The organism is Pseudohoeflea suaedae (assembly GCF_004354915.1).
GTDB lineage: Bacteria > Pseudomonadota > Alphaproteobacteria > Rhizobiales > Rhizobiaceae > Pseudohoeflea > Pseudohoeflea suaedae.
In genome coordinates this window covers 138,421-151,906 of the sequence record NZ_SMSI01000003.1, presented here as the reverse complement: position 1 = coordinate 151,906, position 13,486 = coordinate 138,421, and the positions used below count along the sequence as shown (strand labels likewise).

Below are 13,486 nucleotides of genomic sequence, written 5' to 3'. Positions count from 1 at the left end.
CGATGAAGCCAATTGCCACAATGACACGATCCAATTCACCCGAGGGATTCAGAAGCGAGATGGACTGGAAAGCCTGGCTTGCCGCCGTCTTTTTCACGATGATCGGCATGGTCGCTCTTGTCCTGCCCGATCATCCCAGCGCGCTTCATATCTCCAGCTTCCTTGTTCTGCCTATAGAAATTCCGCTGGCGGTCGTCATTTTGTTGCTTTTGCCGAGATCGCTCGCCCGCATCGTCGCGGTGTGCCTGACGATCCTTCTGGCATCCATTCTGTTTCTCAAGATCGCCGACATCTCCGTCCAGTCTGCCTTTCAGCGCCGTTTCAATCCCTATTTCGACGTGACGATGATCGAGAACGGCTGGATCCTGCTTTCGGGCATCGTCGGCAAATGGGTCGCCGCTCTGGCCATCGGCCTGGGGCTTGCAGCCTTCCTGACGGTCATCGGCTGCATCCTGGCTGCGCAGCTCAAACTGATCGGATTGTCGCGCCGGGCGAAATATCCCCTGTCGGGGTTCTACGGCGTCATTGCCCTGATCTGCCTGGCTGTGTTGAGCCTTACATCTGTCGAGATGCGCACGAGTTACGTCTCGGCCAAGGCTTACGGCTATCTCTCCTCGCGACTCGACCTCGTCGTGACGTCGATCAGGGACATGCACGCCTTCGAAACCGCGCTTGCGGACAAGAGCGGCCCTCAGACGGGTGAAGGCCTCTTCGCCCGCGTCAAGGATCGCGACATCATCCTCGTCTTCGTCGAATCCTACGGCCGCAGCGCGGTCGAGGACGAGCGCTACAGCTCCCTGATCAGGCCGCGGCTGCAGAGCGTCGAGGCCGAGTTGTCACAGGCTGGCCTTTCCAGCGCCAGTGGCTGGTCTCTGTCTCCGACCATGGGTGGCTTGAGCTGGCTCGCCCACGGCACGTTCCTCTCGGGCCTGTGGGTCGACAACCAGATCCGCTACGATCGTCTGATGCTGAGCGACCGGCCGAGCCTGAACCGCCTGTTCGCAGACGCCGGATGGCAGACCGCGGCAGTCATGCCGGCCATCAGCATGGCCTGGCCGGAAGCCGGGTATTTCGGCTATGACCGGACATTCGTCGCGGCAAATCTCGGCTATGAGGGCGACCCCTTCAACTGGGTCACCATGCCCGATCAATACACCCTTTCCGCCTTCGAGCGGCTGGTGCGCAAGCCGGCCCATGACGAGGGCAAGAGCGTGATGGCCGAAATCGCATTGATCTCCAGCCATGCCCCATGGACGCCGGTGCCGCATCTCGTCGACTGGAACGATGTGGGCGACGGCACGATCTTCAACGACCAGGCAAACAGCGGAGAAACCCCGCGCGAAGTCTGGGCCGACAAGGACAAGATCCGCCGGCACTATATCGAGACGATCGACTATTCGCTTGAGACGCTGGGATCATACATGGCGCGATACGGCGACGACGCGATCTTCGTCATCCTCGGCGATCATCAGCCCGCACCGCTGGTAACCGGACCCGATGCCTCCCGCGCTGTGCCGGTTCACGTCGTCAGCCGCGACAAGGAGCTTGTCGAAAGCTTCCTGCAGGCAGGCTTCGCGACCGGCATGATTCCCGGCAGCGATCAGACGGAAATACCGATGAACGACATGCGCGAACTCCTGATCGACAAGTTCGCCGCACCCTGACGTGTCATCGAGGCGCGCAAGGGATGCGGCCTATTTGTGGGAGGCGAAATCCATCGCGTCCTCGAGGTGGGCCTTCATGGCCGCGGCCGCTCCCGCCTCGTCTCCCTTCTCGACGCAATCGAGAATGCGCGTATGCCCCTCGAGAGCCGTCTTCAGGCCCTCGCGCGTCGCCAGCGTGATCTGACGTTCGGACCCCGTCGCGGTCATGACGAAGTGGACGAGGCTGTCGATCAGCGAATTGCCGGTGCTTTCGCCGAGAATGCGATGAAAGTCCGCATCCGCCTTGATCGCCCGTTGCGGCTCGTCGATGTTCGCCGCCAGTTCATCGACGCTGGCGCGCAGCTTGTTGAGATGCTCGGCATCGATCATCTTCGCCGCCAGCGCCGCGAGATTGGGCTCGAACAGCATGCGGAGTTCGAACACCTTGGAAACATTGTCGCCATTGCCGCCGACCCATGTCTCCAGCATGTGCAGTTCGCGCTCGGCGCGAGATCGCACGAATGCCCCGCGTCCGGCATGAACCTCGATATAGCCTTCGCGTTCGAGCGCACGAAGCGCCTCGCGCAGGCTGATCCTGCTGATCCCGAACTGCTGGCACATGGTCCGCTCACTCGGCAGCTTCTCGCCGGGTTCCAGCCCCTTGGCCTCTATCATCTTGCGGATCTGATTGGCGACATCCTGCCAGATCGACCGGCGCTCGATGGTCGCGAATAAATCGCTCATGTCTCGGGTTCCTCTCTCCCAATTCCCTCGGGGAGCTTCTGGTGGATGTCGGGATAGGCCGAATCGGCGCTTTTTTCAACGAAGACCAGAGCGGAGTGCTGCGCCGGTGCGTGGCTGAGCGTGCTCGTTGGCACATTGCTGGTCAGCACATTCGGATTGCCGTGAAGGTCGCGTGAGCCCCGACCGCTCCGGCCTTCGGGATTATACCATGCCCCGGTTGCCAGGGCGATCACGCCGGGCATGACATGCTCGCTCAGCGATGCGGTCGCCAGACACTCGCCGCGCTCGTTCCAGATCCGCACCTCGTCGCCATCCCGGATGCCGCGCTCGGCCGCGTCCTCGGGATTGATCCGCGCCGGCTCGCGCCCCTTGATCTTCGAGCGCCTCGACACGCCCACCCCGTCGAGCTGTCCGTGAAGACGGTGTGCGGGTTGTGGCGACACCATGTGGAGCTGGGTCGCCTTCGCGCTTCCCAGCCATTCGCGCGGCTCCACCCAGCGCGGATGCGGATGAACATCCTCGTGAACCGACTCGGCGATGAAACGCGACCAGATTTCGATCTTGCCCGAAGGCGTCTTCAACGGGTTCTTTGCCGGGTTGTCGCGGAAATCCGCGAAGAGGGTATAGGCGCTTTCGGGCGCCGGCAGTTCGGCGAAGCCCTTTTCCCAGAAGGCGGCAAAGGCGGGCAGAACGGCGCCGAGCGTATCCCGGGCACGCTGCCGGTAGTCCTCGTAGATATGCTCGAGCCATCCCATCTCGTCCCGGCCTTCGCCATAGGCCTCCAGGGTACCGAAACGTGCCGCCAGACCGGAGAAGATATCGAATTCGGATCGTGCTTCGCACTGCGGTTCGATCTGCTTGCTCATTGCCGCCGTGTAACGGTCGGTGGGAGATCCGGAAATGTCGTTCCGCTCGAAGGCGGTCGTCGCCGGCAGCACGATATCCGCGTGGCGGGCGGTAGCCGTCCACCAGATTTCGTTGACGATCACCGTGCGCGGCTTGCGGAATGCCTCGACCAGCCGGTTGAGATCCTGATGGTGATGAAATGGATTGCCGCCGGCCCACCAGACGATATCGATTTCCGGATAGGTGATTTCCTGACCATCGAAATGAATTGTGCCACCGGGGTCGAGCAACATGTCGGCCACCCGCGCCACGGGGATGAAGCGGCCCAGCGGATTGGTCCCTGCCTTGAAGCCGGGCGACGAGATGACCGGGCGCGGATCGCCGCGATTGCCCATCGAGCCGTAACCGAACGAGACGCCTCGGCCCGGCAGCCCGATCTCGCCCAGCATGGCGGCAAGTGTGATCAGCATCCACAAGGGCTGCTCGCCGTTCTCCTGACGCTGCAGCGACCAGGACGCGGTCAGGAACACCGGATTGTCCGAGAGCTTCGCTGCCAGTTTGCGGATGGTGCCCGCAGGAATTCCGGTAATGCCGGACGCCCAGTCGGCATCCTTGCGAACACCGTCCGCCTGTCCCGTCAGATAGGGTTCGAAGGCGCCATATCCCGTGCAATACCGCTCGAGAAAGCGGTGATCGACGCGGCAGGTTTTCACGATTTCGTAGGCCAGCGCCAGCATCAGCGCGGTGTCGGTTCCCGGGCAGATCTGCAGCCACTCATGCGGCGGCAACTGCTCGCCGGAATCATGGACGGGGCTGATGCAGACGATCTCGATGCCGCGTTTGCCCGCTTCCGTCAGCCAGTCCGCGGTGGCGTGATTGCCGAGGCCACCGGCGGCGATCTGCGCATTGGACAGGTTGATGCCGCCGAAGAATACGATGAGCCGGGCATTGTCGAGAATTGCCGGCCATTCCGTGGTTTCGCCGCCGAAGAGAATGCGGTTGTCGCCCACCACATGCGGACAGATGATCTGGCCGGCGGCGAAGGAATAGGTCTGCGTCTGGTCGACAAAGCCGCCGATTGTATTGAGGAAGCGTTTGAGATGCGTGGCGGCATGATGGAATCGACCGGCCGATCCCCAGCCATAGGAGCCGGCGAAAATGCCCTCATTGCCCTTCTCGGCAATCGTGGACTTGAGTTCCCGTTCGATATGATCGTAGGCGGTTGCCCAGTCGACCTCTACGAACGCGCCCTCGCCCCGGTTTTCACGGTCACCTTCGAGCCATGCCTTGCGGATTGCGGGTCTGAGCACGCGCGTCGGCGCATATATCGCTTCCGGGAGCCCGCCGATCAGAGGTGAGGGATTCCGGTCACGGACGAACGGATCGATGGCTTCCACCCGCCCCGCTCTGGTCGTGACATGCGTGAACCCCCAGTGGGTCGCCGAAACATCGGCCATTCAGTTTTCTCCCTGCCGGCAGGCATTGATCAGCACCGGCGATCGCCCGGAAAGGTCAACGCGATTTCCGCCGGTATGGCACGAGAGAAAGTGTAGGGGGAGAAGTGCCCCGCCGGAAGCCACGGACGCCTCCAAACATGTCGACCGCAAGACATCTCCTCCCCCTCGGCCGCCGGCTTAAGCGGCGGCGTTCTTGGTCGAGCCCTCGAAGACTTCGTACGGCGTTTCGGTCGGCCATTTCGGCCAGAGCGGCACGAGCATGACGCCGCCGATCACCAGAAGCCGGAGCGTCTTGTCCCCGGTATTGTGTACGCGGTGGGTCTCGTTGGGGCGCTGCAGCGAGCAGCCACCTGCGACCAGCGGATACCGCTCGCCCTCGAGCTCCAGTTCACCCTGGCCATCGAGAACATAATAGGTTTCCTCGCAATTGTGCCGGTGCATCGGCGAGGCATGGCCCGGATCGATCTCGACAAGCCCCATGCAGAGCGTCTGCGCCCCAAGTCCGGTTTCCGGATAGACAAGCTTCAGATCGCGGACACCGCCGCCTTCCTGCTGCATGGGCGCGCCATCGAGGATCTGCTCCGGACTGATGGTGACGATCTTCTGCTGTTTGGACGTGGTCATGCTGTGCTTTCCTCTCACTGACGTTTGCTTCCGGGCGTGCTGCCCGCGACGGAACCGGCAAAGCGCCTGGCGCGTGGAGCGGCGGGCCATCTGCCTCCCGCTCCGGCGTCACAATCGCATTGTGGCGATCCCATTGAACTCCTCCCCAGCGCCAATCGCACATTGGCCAGCTGGTAATACCAGCAGATAGCTTGACATCTTACCCATTGTCAAGCACAACAAGGCAAGGCCCGGCGTTCGGGAGGACGGACGCCACATGAAAATCCTGCGTGTGCAGGCGGGTTCGATGACAGCGGAGCGCGGTCAAGGCCACGTTTCCGCAGAATGACTGGGAGGATGATCCTTGAAGATCACCCGCGTACGTTTCGTCCTGTGCGGATACGAGCTTCCGACGCCCATACCGCTGTCTTGCGGTGAATTGACCCACCGCAATTTCGGCCTCGTGCTGGTCGAGACGGATGCAGGCGTGACGGGCATTGGCGAAACCTCGGTGAACTTCCCGCCCTGGTGCGTGCACGAACGCCGCGCTACGATCGAGGACGGCCTCCAGAGCCTTCTGCTGGGCGAGAACCCGCTCGACATCGCCCGCCTCAACAAGCGTATGGTCGATGCCACGCGCCCCTTCACCAGGATGTGGGCCGAAGGCGCGATCGCCCAGGCGATCTCGGGGATCGACATCGCGCTGTGGGACATTGCGGGCAAGGAATACGGCGTCCCCGTCTGGCAACTGCTCGGCGGCAAGTATCGCGACGAGATCCTGTGCTACGCAGTGGGCTTCAATGCCGCCGATCCCGGCAAGGGCGCCCTCGACATGCGTGGGCGCGGCTATACTCATGGCAAGATGCGCATCGGCTTCGACGATGCCGCAGATATCGCCAAGGCGCGCGGCATGCGCGAGGCCGTCGGCAATGACTTCGCCATGATGATCGACGCCAACCAGGCCTTCGACCTGCCCCGCGCACGCCGGATGATGACGGCCCTGAGCGACCTTGATCTCTACTGGCTCGAGGAGCCCCTCCTCAACGACGATTTCGACGGATACGCGGCCCTGCGCACCGAGTTTCCGCAAATCCCTCTGGCTTGGGGCGAGAATGCCTTCAGCCTCGGTAATTACAACACCATGCTGGACAACCACCTCGTCGATGTCGCCATGCCGGACCCTTGCCGGTCGGGCGGGCTGACGACGGCTGTCCGCATGGCGGAAACCGCGGCAAACCACGGCATAGCCATATCCCCCCACCACTATGGCTCTGATGTCGGGTTTGTCGCGGCCCTCCATTTGGCGGCCAGCCAGCCCAATTTTTCCATCATGCTGCGTGACGAGGCGCCGGTGCCCCTGCGCGGCGACATTCTGTCCGAACCGCTTGCCGTGAGGAACGGCACCATTTCGGTGCCCGCCAAGCCAGGCCTCGGCATCGATCTCGATCACGATATCGTCGAAACCTCGACGATCCGCCTTTGAACGACGCATACGGAGCAGCGACAATGAACGCTCACCCCGCCGACCTTCTGGTCCATCACCCTGAAAAGCAGCTCTCCGCCCGGGCCGCCGCCTTCGCCGCGAAGAAGAAACAGCTCTATATCGGCGGCAAGTTCACCGATGCATCGGACGGCGCCACCTTCACGTCCGAGGACCCGGCCACAGGAAAGATCATCTGCGAATTCGCGGAGGCCACACGCGAGGATGTCGATCGTGCCGTACGCGCCGCCGATGACGCCTTCGAAAACCACTGGCGCGACATGGCGCCCGCCGGGCGCTCGGCACTTCTCCACAAGCTCGCCGACCTGATCATGGAAAATGTCGACGAGTTGGCCGAACTCGAAAGCCTCGACGCCGGCAAGCCGGTCGCAGTGGCGCGTGCGCTCGACATTCCCTTTACCGCCGAGATCCTGCGCTATTACGCAGGCTGGGCAACGAAGCTCTCGGGCAAGACCTTCAATCTTTCGCTCCAGGGCGATCCCTACCACGCCTATACGCTGCGCGAGCCGCTCGGCGTCGTCGCCGGCATCATCCCGTGGAATTTCCCCTTCTCGCAAGCAGGCTTCAAGATCGGTCCGGCGCTTGCCGCCGGCTGCACCATGCTGCTCAAACCTGCCGAGCAGACCCCACTGACCGCCGTCCGCCTCGCCGAACTGATCGACGAGGCCGGCTTCCCGGCCGGCGTCGTCAATGTCATCACCGGCCACGGCCGGACCTCGGGCGCGGCGATAACGGAACATGCGGGCGTGCGGAAGGTTTCCTTCACCGGCTCGACCGAGGTCGGCAAGATCCTTCTCAAGGCGGCATCGGGCAACCTCAAGCGCCTGACGCTCGAACTCGGCGGCAAATCGCCCAACATCATCTTCGCTGACGCCGACATGGAGAAGGCGATCCCGGCCGCTGCCGGCGCCATCTTCGGCAATACCGGCCAGGTGTGCAACGCCGGCTCCCGCCTCTATGTCCAGCGCTCGGCCTTCGACAAGGTCGTCTCGGGCATCGTCGATCATGCCAGGAAGCTCAAGCTCGGCGCCGGCCTCAACGAAGGCACCGAACTCGGCCCGCTGATCTCGAAAGTCCAGCGCGACCGGGTGGCAGCCTATGTCGAGGCCGGACGCAGGGACGGCGCAGACATTGCCACCGGCGGCGGCGCCCCGGGCGAGGCCGGTTACTTTTTTGAACCGACCGTGCTGCTTGGCACCACGCCCTCGATGAGCGTACAGACCGAAGAGATCTTCGGCCCCGTTCTCTGCGCCATGCCCTTCGACGACATGTCCGATATCGAGCCGGTCGCCGATCACGCGCAATATGGCCTGGCCGCCAGCATCTGGACGCGCGACCTTTCGACCGCACACCGGCTGGGCCGCAGGGTTGCCGCCGGTGCGGTATGGATCAACTGCTTCGGCGTTTTTGATCCCAATCTTCCTTTCGGCGGCTACAAGGAGAGTGGCTGGGGCAGGGAAATGGGTCAGGAAGGCGTCGAGGCCTTTACGGAAGTCAAGTCGGTGACCGTTCGGCTCTGAGGAGGGCCGCATTCGGGAGGAGTGAAAATGACGGAGTTTGATTACGTTATCGTCGGCGGCGGCGTGGCAGGATGCGTTGTCGCAAACCGGCTGACGGAAGACCCGTCGGTCCGGGTCGCCATGCTGGAATTCGGCACCGACAATAACCACAAGAAGCAGATCGTCCGCGCGCCGCTCGGCATGGTCACCTTCATGATGCCGAACCTGGCTTTCCTGGGCGGCACCAAGATGATGTATCTCTACGAGGCCGAGCCGTCGCGCGGGCTCGGCAACCAGAAAATGATGCTGCCGCGCGGCAAGGCGCTCGGCGGCTCCTCCATGGTCAACGGCATGATCTACATCCGCGGCCAGAAGCAGGACTATGACGACTGGCGCGACATGGGCAATCCGGGATGGGGCTATGACGACATGCTGCCCTATTTCAGGAAGTCCGAGAACTTCGTGCTGGCCTCCGAGCCGGATGCCACGAAGAACTTCAATCTGGGCGGCAAACCTGTCCGCGACCAGATCGACATGCGCTATCACGGGACAGGCGGTCCGGTTTCCGTCGCGCCTCCCCGCTCGCCAAATCCGCTCTGCCCCACCTATTTCGAAGCCGCCAAACAGGCCGGCTACAAGCTCAATGCCGACTTCAACGGCGAGGACCAGGAAGGCATCGGCTATCACTGGCTGACCCAGAAGGGCGGCGAACGCTGGGGCGCCGAGAGCAGCTACGCCAACCCGGCCCGCGAGCGCCCGAACCTGACGATCATCACCGAGGCGCGCGCGCTCGAGATCCTGATGGAGGGCAAGCGCGCCACCGGCGTGAAGTACGACCGAGCCGGTGAAATTTCCGAGATCAAGGCCGGCAAGGAAGTCATCCTCGCCACCGGCGCCTTCATCTCGCCCCAGCTTCTGCAGCTGTCGGGAATCGGCGACCCGAAGGAGCTCAAGCGCCACGGCATAGAGGTCAGGCACGCCCTGCCCGGCGTCGGCCAGAACCTGCAGGACCATATCGACACCTGGACCAAGCAGCGCACGACGTCCAACCTCACCTACGGCATTTCCTGGGCAACGATGCATTCCAACGCCATGCACATCCTCAAATGGTTCACGTCACGGCGCGGCATGTTCACGTCCAACACAGGCGAGGCCGGCGGCTTCGTCAAATCGGGCCCGGATGTCGATCGCCCCGACCTGCAGCTCTTCTTCTGTTCCACCATGGCCTCCGCGCAGGCCGCCGACAGTTTCTGGGGCCATGGCTGGGCCATGCACGCCTGCCTTCTGCGCCCCAGGAGCGTGGGCCATGTGGGGTTGAAGAGCGCCAGCGCCTACGAGGCCCCGCTCATCGCACCGAACTTCCTCGGCGACCCCTACGACATGGAAATCCTGATCCGCGGCGTGAAGATCATGCGCGAGATCACCAACCAGCCGGCCTTCGACGCGCATCGTGGCGAGGAGGTGGCTCCGGGGCCTTCCGTGCAGACCGACGACGACATCGCCGCCTATATCCGCAGCCATTCGATGACGATGTATCACCCCACCAGCACCTGCAAGATGGGCACCGACGACATGGCCGTCGTCGCCCCCGACAGCCTGCTGGTCCACGGGCTCGAAAACCTCGCGATCGTCGACGCATCGGTGATGCCGGCGGTCATCTCGGGCAACACCTTCGCGCCGACCGTCGCCGTCGCGGAAAAAGCCGCCGACCTGATCAAGGCACGCGGCAAGGCGCGCACGGCCAGGGCTGCCTGACCGCCTCGATGGCGAGGTTACCCATGAAGATACGGCTCTCCGATTTCCCGGAGAGCCGCAGGAAGCATAAGCAGGGCCGGACAGCTTCTCCTCACGGCGCGCAGATCAAATCTGCCCGGCAGCCGCCATTTCGCGCAAATTCTCAAGCACCTTCTTTTCAATTGCAGTGCGCACTCAAATCAATCAAAGCCCACAAAGATAAAAACGAAGACAATTAAAGCTGCCACATAGGAATATTTCCAGTCAGGAATATACCGATAGTAAAGGGGATTGATAAGACGCGCAAGCAGCAGCCCGCCAGCAGCCATGCCCGCAATGAATGTGCGAAGAATTATTTCGTGACAATCTATCATTGTCGTCGTTAATTTTTAAAATCTGTCTTTGTTATTTGTGAAGAGGAACGATAAAATGGCCAAGCCTGCTGATTGCAAGCGTAACCATGATAGAGACCATCAGTTTACCTCCCATCACGGATGGCCACTCGGCCCAGCGATGCGCGAAATTATTCGCAACGCGGGTTTCGGCTCTACAACATTCGAACCATCGGCACTTCCTGCGGCGGCCGGTCTAACCGGTCCGCGCCCAGATTTGCGATGCCGCCTCGAAAGCGAGCGAGATCACCGGATCGGCGATGCGGCTCTTGAGGCAGATCAGGCTGAGGGAGGTGGAGACCTTCACCGCATTGGCGATTGCCAGTCCGTTTGCCTGCTGCTCATGAAGCGCGAGGGATTCGCGACACAGGCTCAGGCCTAGACCGGTTCGCACCATCGCCAGCATCGAAGACTCCTGATCAACCGACGCAACGATATTCTGGCGCAGCCCGAGCTCGTTGAAGAGCCGGTTGAGGAGCCGGTTGTGAACCGAGGCGGGCGGCGTGCCGATCCATGGCAGTTCGGCGAGATCGCTCCAGTCCTTGTCGTTGACCACATCACGAAGTTCCGGCGGCGCGACCACACGATAGGTCAGCGGGGCGAGCCGCAGAACATGGTAGAGACCGTCCTCACTGTCCTGATCGGTCTGAAAGGGGGAAGCGTCGTAGTCGCGGACGTCGCCGAGGAAGAAGCCGATATCCAGCTCGTTGCGCTTGAGGCCCTCCGGCACCTGCCCGCTCATGCCATGACGCAGCTCCGTTTCGATCCCGGGCCCGTTTTCCACCAGCATCTTCAAAAGCGAGCCGAGCCGGGTGAACTCCGGATCGATGATCGTGCCGATGCGCAATTTGCCCCGCACATCTGTCGCCAGGCGGCGGGCTGTCTGATTGAAATCGGTGAGCGCCGCAAAGACGCGTTCAGCTTTGGCGAGAAGCAGCACTCCCTCCGGGGTGAGCTCCATGCCCTTTGCCGTCCGCCGGAACAGGTCGATGCCGGCGTCGGCGGCAAGCCGCCTCAACTGCAAGCTGACCGCCGGCTGGGTCAGGCGCAGCCTGTCTGCCGCCCGTGTCACGTTGCCCTCCCGCGCGACGGTGACGAACGCGCGCAGGGTCTTGAGGTCGATCGAGTCCATCATATTAACAGCACTTATAATTGACAGCGCCATTTGTCATTTGATTTCCGATTTTGGCGACGATTACACTCGGATGGACCGTGGCGAGGCCCAATCCGGCAATTCGGGGCTAGCCGGTTTTATAAGGCAGCCGATCAGGGAGGAGGCGCGCCATGGCGAAAACCGAAGGGTTCAACCCTGTCGACCATTTCGATTACGTCATCATCGGCGGCGGCTCGGCCGGGTGCCTTCTTGCCAACCGGTTGAGTCGCGATCCGTCACATCGCGTCCTGCTGCTCGAGGCCGGCAAGAAGGACAATTATCTCTGGATCCACGTGCCGGTCGGTTATCTCTACTGCATCGGCAACCCCCGGACGGACTGGCTTTACAATACCGAGCCGGACGCCGGCCTGAATGGCCGCCAATTGCGCTATCCCCGCGGCAAGACACTCGGCGGCTGCTCCTCGATCAATGGAATGATCTACATGCGCGGCCAGGCCCGCGACTATGATCGCTGGGCCGCGCTGACCGGAGACGACGGCTGGTCCTGGGAAAATGTGGTGCCGGCCTTCAAGGCCCATGAGGACCACTACCGGCTCGACGACGACGAGGATCCGCAGACGGGCGACAACAGCCGGTTCTCGGATCTCCACGGACATGGCGGCGAATGGCGCATCGAGAAGCAGCGACTGCGTTGGGACGTGCTCGACGCCTTCGCCGAAGCCGCCGTACAGGCCGGTGTGCGCAGGACCGCCGATTTCAACGCCGGCGACAATGAGGGGGTCGGCTATTTCGAAGTCAACCAGAAGGCCGGTTGGCGCTGGAATACGGCGAAGGCATTCCTGCGTCCCGTTCTGAAGCGGCCAAACCTCACCGTCTGGACCGAGGCGCAGGTCGAAAAGCTTGTCATCGCCACCGGCGCGGACGGAGCGAGAATGTGCAAGGGGGCCAGGGTCAGGCGCGCGGGGAGCGTCGTCGACGTCGAGGCCCGCAAGGAATTGATCCTGTCAGCCGGAGCCATCGGCTCGCCGGCGATCCTTCAGCTCTCCGGCATAGGCCCCGCCCAACATCTCAGGGAAAAGGGGGTCGATATCGTCGCAGACATTCCGGGCGTGGGTGAAAACCTGCAGGACCACCTACAGATCCGCTCCGTCTTCAAGGTGAAGGGCGTCAAGACACTCAACAAGCTGGCAAACAGCCTGTTCGGCAAGATGATGATCGGCCTTGAATACGGGCTTTTCCGCTCCGGCCCGATGAGCATGTCGCCGTCTCAGCTCGGCGCCTTCACCCGCTCGGACGACAGCCAGTCCCATGCCAATCTCGAATACCACGTGCAGCCGCTGAGTCTCGACGCGTTCGGCGAACCCCTCCATCGCGATCCCGCCTTCACCGCGAGCGTCTGCAACCTCAACCCGACCAGCACCGGTTCGGTGCGGATCCGCTCGGCCGATGCGGGCGAGGCGCCAGCCATCGCACCGAATTATCTGAGCACCGAGGAAGACCGGAAGATCGCCGCCGACAGCCTGCGGCAGGTCCGCGAGATCGTCTCGCAGCCGGCGCTCGCAAAATACCAGCCCGAGGAATGGAAGCCCGGCGTCCGGTACCAGTCGGACGAAGAACTCGCCAGGCTTGCAGGCGACATCGCCAGCACGATCTTCCATCCCGTCGGCACCACGAAGATGGGGCGGGACGACGATCCGATGGCTGTCGTCGACAGTCGGCTGCGCGTGCGGGGCATTTCCGGCCTGCGCGTCGTCGACGCCGGCGTGATGCCGAAGATCACGAGCGGCAACACCAACGCTCCCACATTGATGATTGCCGAGAAGGCTGCGACCTTCATTCTTCAGGACGCAGCCGCCGGCGCCTGACCACCGGCGAGCCAGGGCGCCGTCATGACGAGGTGCCGCTGGCCAGCGCCGTGATGAAAGGCTTTGCTACGTTTCGGTCCGGATCGAG

General features: G+C 62.6%; 9 protein-coding genes. 5 read left to right on the top strand and 4 right to left on the bottom strand.

The features are described from left to right. Positions 1–20 precede the first annotated feature (20 nt). On the top strand, positions 21–1,664 hold the full coding sequence (locus E2A64_RS14415) for an LTA synthase family protein (protein WP_244598305.1): 1,644 nt from the start codon (positions 21–23) through the stop codon (positions 1,662–1,664). A gap of 30 nt (positions 1,665–1,694) precedes the next feature. On the opposite strand, the gene E2A64_RS14410 is transcribed toward E2A64_RS14415, so the two are convergent. The 3 genes from E2A64_RS14410 to E2A64_RS14400 form a co-directional block, all read right to left on the bottom strand. Beyond that, a complete protein-coding gene (locus E2A64_RS14410; protein ID WP_133285207.1) occupies positions 1,695–2,387 on the bottom strand; it encodes a FadR/GntR family transcriptional regulator in 693 nt (230 codons plus the stop codon). Beyond that, on the bottom strand, positions 2,384–4,690 hold the full coding sequence (locus E2A64_RS14405) for a molybdopterin-dependent oxidoreductase (RefSeq protein ID WP_133285206.1): 2,307 nt from the start codon (positions 4,688–4,690) through the stop codon (positions 2,384–2,386). Before E2A64_RS14405 ends, E2A64_RS14410 begins: the two co-directional genes overlap by 4 nt. A gap of 177 nt (positions 4,691–4,867) precedes the next feature. Continuing rightward, complete coding sequence (locus tag E2A64_RS14400; protein WP_133285205.1) at positions 4,868–5,314, bottom strand: cupin domain-containing protein; 447 nt, start codon at positions 5,312–5,314, stop codon at positions 4,868–4,870. 343 nt (positions 5,315–5,657) lie between these two features. On the opposite strand from E2A64_RS14400, the gene E2A64_RS14395 reads away from it, so the two are divergent. From E2A64_RS14395 to E2A64_RS14385, 3 genes are read left to right on the top strand one after another with little or no spacing between them, the layout of a single operon-like run. Next, positions 5,658–6,776: a mandelate racemase/muconate lactonizing enzyme family protein gene (locus E2A64_RS14395; protein ID WP_133285204.1), complete on the top strand. Its 1,119-nt coding sequence runs from the start codon at positions 5,658–5,660 to the stop codon at positions 6,774–6,776. A 23-nt stretch (positions 6,777–6,799) separates the two neighbouring features. Beyond that, a complete protein-coding gene (locus E2A64_RS14390) occupies positions 6,800–8,314 on the top strand; it encodes an aldehyde dehydrogenase family protein (RefSeq protein ID WP_133285203.1) in 1,515 nt (504 codons plus the stop codon). 27 nt (positions 8,315–8,341) lie between these two features. Then, entirely contained in the window at positions 8,342–10,048 is a 1,707-nt protein-coding gene (locus tag E2A64_RS14385) for a GMC family oxidoreductase (protein WP_133285202.1), read from the top strand. 567 nt (positions 10,049–10,615) lie between these two features. Here the strand turns inward: E2A64_RS14385 and E2A64_RS14380 are convergent. Next, positions 10,616–11,554, bottom strand: coding sequence for a LysR family transcriptional regulator (locus E2A64_RS14380; protein WP_133285201.1), 939 nt, complete (start codon positions 11,552–11,554; stop codon positions 10,616–10,618). A 149-nt stretch (positions 11,555–11,703) separates the two neighbouring features. Here E2A64_RS14380 and E2A64_RS14375 point away from each other — a divergent pair, with 149 nt between their 5' ends. Further along, positions 11,704–13,398: a GMC family oxidoreductase gene (locus E2A64_RS14375; RefSeq protein WP_133285200.1), complete on the top strand. Its 1,695-nt coding sequence runs from the start codon at positions 11,704–11,706 to the stop codon at positions 13,396–13,398. Positions 13,399–13,486: the final 88 nt, after the last annotated feature.

Coding starts and splice junctions, on each gene's coding strand:
- E2A64_RS14415 (WP_244598305.1), top strand. CDS start 21: ATGACACGATCCAATTCACCCGAGGGATTCAGAAGCGAGATGGACTGG.
- E2A64_RS14410 (WP_133285207.1), bottom strand. CDS start 2,387: ATGAGCGATTTATTCGCGACCATCGAGCGCCGGTCGATCTGGCAGGAT.
- E2A64_RS14405 (WP_133285206.1), bottom strand. CDS start 4,690: ATGGCCGATGTTTCGGCGACCCACTGGGGGTTCACGCATGTCACGACC.
- E2A64_RS14400 (WP_133285205.1), bottom strand. CDS start 5,314: ATGACCACGTCCAAACAGCAGAAGATCGTCACCATCAGTCCGGAGCAG.
- E2A64_RS14390 (WP_133285203.1), top strand. CDS start 6,800: ATGAACGCTCACCCCGCCGACCTTCTGGTCCATCACCCTGAAAAGCAG.
- E2A64_RS14385 (WP_133285202.1), top strand. CDS start 8,342: ATGACGGAGTTTGATTACGTTATCGTCGGCGGCGGCGTGGCAGGATGC.
- E2A64_RS14380 (WP_133285201.1), bottom strand. CDS start 11,554: ATGATGGACTCGATCGACCTCAAGACCCTGCGCGCGTTCGTCACCGTC.
- E2A64_RS14375 (WP_133285200.1), top strand. CDS start 11,704: ATGGCGAAAACCGAAGGGTTCAACCCTGTCGACCATTTCGATTACGTC.